The sequence below is a fragment of the Mesorhizobium sp. genome, assembly GCF_004962925.1.
Classification (GTDB): domain Bacteria; phylum Pseudomonadota; class Alphaproteobacteria; order Rhizobiales; family Rhizobiaceae; genus Mesorhizobium.
In genome coordinates this window covers 1-6,933 of sequence record NZ_SUEO01000282.1, presented here as the reverse complement: position 1 = coordinate 6,933, position 6,933 = coordinate 1, and the positions used below count along the sequence as shown (strand labels likewise).

Below are 6,933 nucleotides of genomic sequence, written 5' to 3'. Positions count from 1 at the left end.
CTGCGCTTCCGGTGCTCACGTACGAAAAGTACGCTCCGCTCCGGTTCTCGGAAGCCACCATTTTCGACTCGGCCTGACCTGAATCTCAACACCCTAGTCGGTGCCAGAAACCGGGCGCGAAAAAATGGCCGAAAAAATCATCCTTGCCTCAGGCAGTCCGTTCCGCAAGGCGATGCTCGTCAATGCCGGCGTCGCCATCGAGGCGGTTCCGGCGGAAGTCGATGAGCGCGCGCTTGAGGCGCCCCTAAAAGGCAGCGGCGTTTCGCCCGAGGACGTCGCCCTGGTGCTTGCCGAGGCCAAGGCCACTGACGTCAGCGAGCGAAGACCCGGCGCCCTGGTGCTCGGCTGCGACCAGACGCTGTCGCTCGGCGACGAAGTGTTCAACAAGCCGGCCGATATGGAAGCTGCGCGCCGCCATCTCTTGGCGCTGTCGGGCAAGACCCATCAGCTCAACAGCGCCGTCGTGCTGGCCCGCGACGGCGCTGTCCTGTGGCGGCATGTCGGCATCGCCAGCCTGACCATGCGAAAACTCGATCCGGCCTTCATCGGCCGCCATCTGGCGCGTGTCGGCGCCAAGGCGCTGTCCAGCGTCGGCGCCTACCAGATCGAAGGCGAGGGCATCCAGCTGTTCGAGAGAATTGAGGGCGACTATTTCACCATTGTCGGCCTGCCGCTTCTGCCCGTTCTGGCCAAGCTGCGTGAGCTCGGGGCCATCGATGGCTGAGGCCGCAAAAAAGGCCTTCGTCACCGGCCACCCGGTGGCGCATTCGCGGTCGCCGAAGATCCACTCCTTTTGGCTGGCGACATACGGCATCGACGGCAGCTACCGGGCTATCGACGTCGCGCCGGACGATTTTGCCGAATTCGTCAAAACGCTCGAGACGAATGGCTACCGCGGCGGCAACGTCACCATCCCGCACAAGGAGGCCGCCTTCGCGCTGGCGACGCGTCGCGACGATGCGGCCGAACAGATCGGCGCGGTCAACACGCTGTGGTTCGAGGGCGGAGATCTGTGGGGCGGCAACACCGACGCCCATGGCTTTGCCGCCAATCTCGACGAGCGTGCGCCCAGCTGGGCAAATAATGGCCCGGCCGTGGTGCTCGGCGCCGGCGGCGCCTCCCGCGCGGTCATCCAGGCGCTGATTGAGCGCGGCATTAGTGACATCCGCATTGTCAACCGGACGCTTGCGAGGGCGCAGGAGCTTCGCGATCGTTTCGGTGCCGGGGTCTCGGCCCATGGCATGGCTGCGACCGGCGAGTTGCTTGCCGATGCCGGCCTGCTGGTCAACACGTCAGCGCTCGGCATGCATGGCAATGAAGGCCTGTCCGCCGATCCGGCCAGGCTGCCGAACCATGCCATCGTCACCGACATTGTCTATGTGCCGCTGGAAACGCCGTTGCTGGCCGCAGCCAAGGCCAGGGGCCTAAAAACCGTCGACGGGCTCGGCATGCTGCTGCACCAGGCGGTGCCCGGCTTCGAGCACTGGTTCGGGATCAGGCCGGAGGTCACTGCCGAACTGCGGCAGATGATCGTCGCCGATCTCGGTGCCAAGGAATGACCAAGGAATGAAAAGCATGATCGTGCTCGGCCTCACCGGATCGATCGGCATGGGCAAGTCGACTACGGCCCAGATGTTTGCCGAGGCCGGCGTGCCGGTCCACGATTCGGACGAAGCGGTGCATCGCCTCTACGCCGGCAAGGCCGCTCCGCTGGTGGAGGCGGCTTTTCCCGGAACCACAGAATCCGGCTCGGTCGATCGCACAAAGCTCGCCGAGCGGGTGCTTGGCGATGCAGCCGCGCTGAAACGCTTGGAAGCGATCATCCACCCACTTGTCCGCGCCGACGCCGACGCCTTCCTGGCCAGGAATCGTGTCGCCGGCGCGCCGCTTGTCGTTCTCGATATCCCGCTGCTGTTCGAAACCGGCGGCCGCGGCCGCGTCGACAAGGTTGTGGTCGTCACCGCCTCGGCCGAAATCCAGCGCGCCCGGGTGCTGGCGCGGCCGGGGATGAGCGAAGAGAAGCTGGCGTCAATCCTGGCCAGGCAGGTTCCCGACGCCGAAAAGCGCAGCCAAGCCGATTTCATCATCGACACCGGACAGGGTTTTGATGCGGCGCGCGCGGCGGTCGATGCGATTGTCGCCGAACTGGTCGGGGATAACGCCGGCAAGCCTGCTTAACGGCGCTTGCATCCGGCGTAATATGTTGCCAATTTGTTCCCATCATGATTCGGCTGGAATGACGCCGGAGCCAACGGACTGTTTAGATGCGCGAGATCATCTTCGATACGGAAACCACCGGTCTCGATTTCCGCGACGACCGCGTCATCGAGCTTGGCTGCATCGAGCTGGTCAATCGGTTCCCGACCGGCCGCACCTTCCACCATTACATCAACCCGCAAGGGCGGCCGATTCATGCGGAGGCGCAGGCCGTCCATGGCATCAGTGCCGCCGACCTCATGGGCAAGCCGACCTTCAGCGACATCGCCGAGGAGTTCCTTGCCTTCATCGATGGCGCCAAGCTGGTCGCCCACAATGCCACTTTCGACATCGCGTTCCTCAATGTCGAATTCGGCCGGCTTGGCCACCCGGTTGTTGACCCCGGGCTTGTCGTCGACACGCTGGCGCTGGCGCGCCGCAAGCATCCGATGGGACCGAATTCGCTGGACGCGCTCTGCCGGCGCTATGGCATCGACAATGCCCGTCGCACCAAGCACGGCGCGCTGCTCGATTCGGAATTGCTGGCCGAGGTCTATATCGAGCTCATTGGCGGCAAGCAGGCGGCGCTGATCCTCGACAGTGCCACGGCGCCCGCCGGCGGCAGGAGAAATGTCGACGACATCGACATCAGCATCGGCGTGCGGCCGATAGCGCTGCCATCCCGTCTGACCGACGCCGAGCGCACCGCGCACGCGAGCATGGTCGGCACATTAGGCGAAAAGGCGCTCTGGCTGCGCGTCGCCCCGGAAGCGAGTTCTGCGGCATAGTGAGTTTGACGGAGGCGCTCCGTCGCGCCCCCCTCTGTCCTGCCGGACATCTCCCCCACGGGTGGGGAGATTGGCAGCTTCGGCGCTCCGCTCATTCCTGCAACGTTGGCGATTGGCGAAAGCCGGTGTGATGTCCGATCTCTCCCCTTGTGGGGGAGATGTCCGGTAGGACTGAGGGGTGTGCTGTCCCGCCGGCATCTCCAATAAAAAAGCCCGGCTTACGCCGAGCTTTTCAAACGCTACCGAGCAAGCGGCGATTCTCCCATCGCCTCGATTCCCGCACGTCATTTCTTCGGCTGCGAACAATCAATCTCGACGCGTATGCGACACGTAAGCGCCCTTCCGTCAGCCTCACCGATATTGAAGAGCGGCGAGCTTGGACCGGAGATCTCCTGTCAAAGCATAAAGGCGCGGCTGTTACCCCCCTCGCGGAGCGAGGCCAGCGAAGGGCGATTATACCATGCGTGCCATTTATCTAATGCTTGGGTCGGCGACGATGATTGTATTGCTTGCGTACTTGGGCATCCACGAAGCCTTTGCCCAGGATCCACGGACCTGCCTTCAGGGATACGTTTGGCGAGAGGCGCGTCCAGGAGACGTGGTCTGCGTTATCCCGCAATCCCGAACCCTCGCCGCCGATGAAAACGCGAAAGGTCACCAGCGACGCGAACCGGGCCCTCGCGACGGTGTCTACTATTGCCTGCAGGGCTATGTCTGGCGCGAAGCCTTTGATGGAGACTTGGTCTGTGTCATCCCGGCCGCGCGCCAGCGCGCGCGGGACGAGAACGCGCTCGCAAGCTCCAGGACGATCGTCGGAGGGCCGGAGTTCAATAGTGAGGGTCAGCATACCCTGCTCGTCGGGGTCACAGCCAGCCGCGGCGCTTGGCAAGAAAAGACGTATGGTTCCACATGTGGCCGGCTGGACCCAATGCCCGGTGCCATGGGGGGTATGGTTGGTTGGGGTCAGGCGGAAATCGGATGGCTCGGCGACAACTGTTTCTCCTTCGTTCTTGAACGCGCCGTTCAGTTCGACCGCACGCTTATGGACATGATTCCGGGCAAGATCGTTGATCGGGTCGTGCTGAGCTATGACGAGGTCGAGGCTCCATTCTGCCCACTTGTCGTGGGGTACGCCTATCGATGCTGGCAGAACGGAGAGGGAAACTACCAGCAAAAGACGGACGGTTGCGCGGTCGTGCGCGCTCCCTCCTTCGATTGGGTCCGCAATGGCGGAGCGGTGCAGGGCAGGCTCCCCACCTTCGAGGAATGGAAACAGCCAGTATCACGCATCAACGCCCGTCAGTGGGACGTGACCGCTCCGGTCGCCTGGCAACTCAACGCCCCCAGCCCGCCGCTTGGTGGTGTGGCAGCGTTCGGCCTCCTGCTGACAGGCGGTCCGTCGATCGACGGCCTGACGGCTCAGGACGATACTGTCTGCGTTTCGGAGCTTCAGAACATCACGTTTGAGATCACCTACACCATACCGCCTTCTGGCGTGTTTCATCCGCCCCATTGAGACTCTGGGGCGGGATGCATTCCAATTGAATTGGCCATCTCGCTCTATCCATTTGTTTTAGACGCAATTGTGCGACGCCAAGTGATTCCACTTGGCTGCAAAATGCTCTGGCTAAAGCCCCAAAAACACAAAGCCCGGCGCGAGGCCGGGCTTCTTAAACGCTACCGAGATAGCCTTCTTAGCTCACCTGGACCTTGCCGGCGGCCTGGTCCTCGGCCAGCTTTTGCTGGAACATCTGCGCGAAATCGATCGGGTCGAGCATCAGGGGCGGGAAGCCGCCATTGCGCGTCGCCTCGGCGATGATCTGCCTGGCGAACGGGAACAGCAGCCGCGGGCATTCGATGAACAGCAGCGGCAGCATGTGCTCCTGCGGGAAGCCGCTGATGGCGAACACGCCGCCATAGACCAGCTCGACGTTGAACAGCACTTCCTGATCGAAAGACGCCTTGGCGTTCAGCGTCAAATTGACGTCGAACTGCTTGTCCGAAAGCGGATTGGCGTTGACATTGACGTTGATGGCGATGCCGGGGGCCTTGTCGCGGCCGCGCAGCGAGTTCGGCGCGCCGGGGCTTTCGAAGGAAAGGTCCTTCACATATTGGGCGAGCACGTTGAGCGAAGGCTGCGCCGTGTTGCCGTTGCCATTGGCCGCGCCGGTCGGCGCGTCGTCTTTGCTGGCCATAAGCTGTTGTCCTTTTACCTGGGCAGCGTTGCTGACCGGATTGAAATCGGGCGTTCGCTACCATGGTCGGCATGACAAGACAAGGTTTGCCGACCTAGTTGTCCCGGAGGCGTTTGCCGACCCAGTCGTCCTCAAGGCGACCTAGTCGTCCTCAAGGCGACCTAGTCGTCCTTGAGGCGGCGCCAGGGAGAACTGTGATCCGGTCCACGCCCGTGATCGTCGCCGCGCGAATAGTCGCCGTCGTCGAGATCGATGGTCTTGTTGCGTTGCCGGGCACGGAATCCGCCGGTGCCGAAATTGGTCGCCAGCACGATGCGGCCTTTCAGCAGGCGCCAGGCAAAGTCGCGGACCGGCGGCAGGAACAGCAGAATGCCGAAAATGTCTGTTATGAAGCCGGGAATGATGAGCAGGATCGCCGCCAGCACGATCATGGCGCCGTGCGCGAGCTGGCGGCTTGGATCACGTCCGGCGTCCATTTCGGCACGGACCCGGCTCATGACGCCAAAACCCTGATATCGCAACAACAATGCGCCGGCGATGCTCGAAGCCAGCACTAGGCCGACCGTCGCCAATGCGCCGACCTGGCGGCCGACAACGACGAAACCGGCGATCTCCAGCAGCGGAAGCGCGAGAAGGAACAGGGGAAGCAGCGAAATACGCAAATCTTGACCGATCGTTTCCATGTTTTGCCGGCCGGCGAGCAATCGCCGCTGGCACTGGAGCTTGTAGATAGGTATGCCTGCCTTTAATTTGAATGATGGCACCTTGCGTTCTATATGCTTTGAATGTTGAACGCTATGCGACCGCAGCCATTGCTAGGCCGGGCGGTCCGGCCGGAGTAGGGATTGATTGGCGGAAGATATGGGATTCTTCGACTTCGGCACGATTTTCTTTCTGGTTGCGGCGGTTGTGATCTTTTTCCAGCTGCGCAACGTGCTCGGCCGCCGCACCGGCAGCGAGCGCCCGCCCTTCGATCCCTATACGGCGAGCCGCACGCGCGAGGACGCCGCCCAGAAACCTGAGAATGTGGTCTCGCTGCCGCGCAAGCGAGCGCCGGGAGAGCCGACCATCGACGCCTATGCGGCGATCGACGCCTTCGCCAAGCCTGACACCGATCTCAACAGGGGCCTGCGCACGATCAAGGACAATGATCCGGCATTCGACCCCAAGACCTTCGTCGACGGCGCCAAGATGGCTTATGAGATGATCGTCATGGCCTATGCCGATGGCGACCGCAAGACGCTGAAGAACCTGTTGTCGCGCGAGGTCTATGACGGCTTTGTCGCGGCCATCGGCGATCGCGAGGCGAAATCGGAGAAGATCCAGTCCTCCTTCGTCGGCATCGACAAGGCCGACATCGTTTCCGCCGAGATGAAGGGCGGCGAGGCGCATATTACGCTGCGCATCGTCAGCGAGCTGATTTCGGCGACGCGCGACAAGGCCGGCGCCGTCATCGACGGCGATCCCGAAACCGTCGCCGAGGTCAAGGACGTCTGGACCTTCGCCCGCGACACCCGCTCGCGCGACCCGAACTGGAAGCTGGTCGCCACTGAAGAAGAAGACTGAGCCCGGACCACGGCGAGGCTCCGGTGTCGCTTTCTCAGGCGTTCAGCGAAAAATCCTTTGACGATCTGCCCGGTTGGGACGAGGACGACCATCTGGCTGCGTTCGCAGCTTTCCGGCGTTCGGCTTTTCATGTCCTGACAAAACCCTATCGCTCCGGCGGGCTCGGCGTCGACTTCAACGCCTTCACC

At 62.7% G+C, this 6,933-nt stretch carries 8 protein-coding genes and 1 pseudogene; 7 read left to right on the top strand and 2 right to left on the bottom strand.

The window, feature by feature from the left end; all coding sequences use genetic code 11:
* The first annotated feature begins 124 nt into the window (after positions 1-124).
* The 5 genes from E5W87_RS32630 (at position 125) to E5W87_RS32610 (ending at position 4,500) form a co-directional block, all read left to right on the top strand.
* On the top strand, positions 125-724 hold the full coding sequence (locus E5W87_RS32630; RefSeq protein WP_292407222.1) for a Maf-like protein: 600 nt from the start codon (positions 125-127) through the stop codon (positions 722-724).
* Positions 717-1,559: a shikimate dehydrogenase gene (locus E5W87_RS32625; protein ID WP_292407219.1), complete on the top strand. Its 843-nt coding sequence runs from the start codon at positions 717-719 to the stop codon at positions 1,557-1,559. The genes E5W87_RS32630 and E5W87_RS32625 overlap by 8 nt, the downstream gene beginning before the upstream one ends.
* Before the next feature lie 16 nt (positions 1,560-1,575).
* Positions 1,576-2,178, top strand: coding sequence for a dephospho-CoA kinase (coaE, locus tag E5W87_RS32620; protein WP_292407230.1), 603 nt, complete (start codon positions 1,576-1,578; stop codon positions 2,176-2,178).
* An 86-nt stretch (positions 2,179-2,264) separates the two neighbouring features.
* On the top strand, positions 2,265-2,984 hold the full coding sequence (gene dnaQ / locus E5W87_RS32615; RefSeq protein WP_292407216.1) for a DNA polymerase III subunit epsilon: 720 nt from the start codon (positions 2,265-2,267) through the stop codon (positions 2,982-2,984).
* A 460-nt stretch (positions 2,985-3,444) separates the two neighbouring features.
* Entirely contained in the window at positions 3,445-4,500 is a 1,056-nt protein-coding gene (locus E5W87_RS32610; RefSeq protein ID WP_292407213.1) for a hypothetical protein, read from the top strand.
* A gap of 178 nt (positions 4,501-4,678) precedes the next feature.
* On the opposite strand, the gene secB is transcribed toward E5W87_RS32610, so the two are convergent.
* Both secB and E5W87_RS32600 read right to left on the bottom strand, forming a co-directional pair.
* Positions 4,679-5,179 carry a protein-export chaperone SecB gene (secB, locus tag E5W87_RS32605; RefSeq protein WP_292407208.1) on the bottom strand — a complete coding sequence of 167 codons (501 nt, stop codon included), beginning with the start codon at positions 5,177-5,179 and terminating at the stop codon, positions 4,679-4,681.
* 161 nt (positions 5,180-5,340) lie between these two features.
* Positions 5,341-5,841 carry an FxsA family protein gene (locus tag E5W87_RS32600; protein ID WP_292407226.1) on the bottom strand — a complete coding sequence of 167 codons (501 nt, stop codon included), beginning with the start codon at positions 5,839-5,841 and terminating at the stop codon, positions 5,341-5,343.
* 199 nt (positions 5,842-6,040) lie between these two features.
* On the opposite strand from E5W87_RS32600, the gene E5W87_RS32595 reads away from it, so the two are divergent.
* Together E5W87_RS32595 and E5W87_RS32590 are read left to right on the top strand one after the other, a co-directional pair.
* Complete coding sequence (locus E5W87_RS32595) at positions 6,041-6,745, top strand: Tim44/TimA family putative adaptor protein (RefSeq protein ID WP_292407205.1); 705 nt, start codon at positions 6,041-6,043, stop codon at positions 6,743-6,745.
* A 23-nt stretch (positions 6,746-6,768) separates the two neighbouring features.
* Positions 6,769-6,933, top strand: a pseudogene (locus E5W87_RS32590) (transglycosylase); the annotation flags it as partial.